The sequence below is a fragment of the Micromonospora sp. CNZ297 genome, from assembly GCF_007827625.1.
This window is the reverse complement of record NZ_VISU01000065.1, coordinates 1-1,470: the sequence shown is the minus strand read 5'-3', so window position 1 is coordinate 1,470 and position 1,470 is coordinate 1. Positions and strand designations below refer to the sequence as shown.

The window sequence follows — 1,470 nt, the reverse complement described above, 5'->3', positions numbered from 1 at the left end:
AAGTGCGGCTGGAGTACTAGTACGGCAGCCGCCGTTTGAGATGTCGCTGGTGGGGCCGGGTAGACGAGGTGCGGCCACCGCGTGATCGTCTGTCTGCTGTGGACATGACTTCAGATCTGGCGGTGGCCGCGTGCCACAGCGTAAACCCAGACCGGTGGCGGCAAGTCCTGACCGGGGTGTGCGATGCGTTCGCGGGACGCTTCGGGCGGGTCGAGCCGCGTCGGACGGCGACGGCGTTCGTGACAGGGCTGCTGGCCGACATCGAGGTCAAGACGTGCTGGCAGTTGGCGGAGCGGGCCGGGCATGCCCGGCCGGACGCGATGCAGCGGTTGTTGTCTCGGGCGGTGTGGGATGCCGATGCGGTCCGCGACGATGTGCGGGCGGTGGTCGTGGGCCGGTTCGGTGATCCGGACGCGGTGCTGGTCGTGGACGAGACCGGGGACCTGAAGAAGGGCGTGCACACCATCGGAGTGCAACGCCAGTACACCGGCACCGCCGGCAGGATCGAGAATGCGCAGGTGGGGGTGTTCTGCGGCTATGCCAGCCGGCATGGGCACACGCTGATCGACCGCCGGGTCTACCTGCCGGTGTCGTGGACCGATGACCGGGACCGATGCCAGGCCGCCGGGGTTCCCGACGAGGTCGCCTTCGCCACGAAGTCCGAGCTGGCCGCCGACATGATCACCGCGGCCGTCGACGCCGGCGTCCCGGCCGGGTGGGCGGCCGCGGACGAGGCCTATGGCAACAGCAGCGTCTTCCGTGCCCACCTACGCCACCACCGCCTGGGTTATGTCCTGGCCGTGTCCCGCAGCCACCTGGTCCCACTCGACGGCGGCAAGACCCGGGTTCGGGCTGACCGGGTCGCCGCCGAGCTGCCGGCCTCGGCGTGGCAACGTCGCAGCGCCGGTGCCGGGTCGAAAGGGCCACGCTTCTACGACTGGGCCTGGCTCGACGACGTCTGCACCGACGCCGACCCCGACGACGGCGGCCACCACAGCCTCCTGATCCGCCGCAACACCACCACCGGTGAGCTGGCCTTCTACCGCTGCTGGACCCCGCAACCGGCCACCCTGGCCCAACTCGTGCGGGTCGCGGGCATCCGCTGGACGGTTGAGGAGAGCTTCCAAGCTGCCAAGGGCCAGGTCGGTCTCGACCAGCACCAGGTCCGCCGCTGGGACTCCTGGCACCGGTTCACCACCCTCGCCCTGGCCGCCCTCGCCGTCCTGGCGATCTGCGCCGCCGACGCCGCCGACCACAACCCGGCCGACACCGGACTGATCAAGCTCACCGTCAACGAGGTCCGGCGCCTGATCAACGCCTGCATCATCCGCCCGCTCAGCAACCTCGCCCACCGTCTGCGCTGGTCAGACTGGCGGCGCCAGCATCAAGCCCGAGCCCGCCAAGCCCACTACACCCGACGCCTCAACCTCGAACTCCAGCCATGATCCCGAACGGCGGCTGCCGTACTAG

At 70.1% G+C, this 1,470-nt stretch carries 1 protein-coding gene; it reads left to right on the top strand.

Annotated elements, in window-relative coordinates:
* Positions 1-104: 104 nt before the first annotated feature.
* Positions 105-1,445 (top strand): IS701 family transposase, encoded by a 1,341-nt coding sequence (locus tag FB454_RS34685; protein ID WP_278090470.1) that lies wholly within the window; start codon positions 105-107, stop codon positions 1,443-1,445.
* Positions 1,446-1,470 lie beyond the last annotated feature (25 nt).

Coding starts and splice junctions, on each gene's coding strand:
- FB454_RS34685 (WP_278090470.1), top strand. CDS start 105: ATGACTTCAGATCTGGCGGTGGCCGCGTGCCACAGCGTAAACCCAGAC.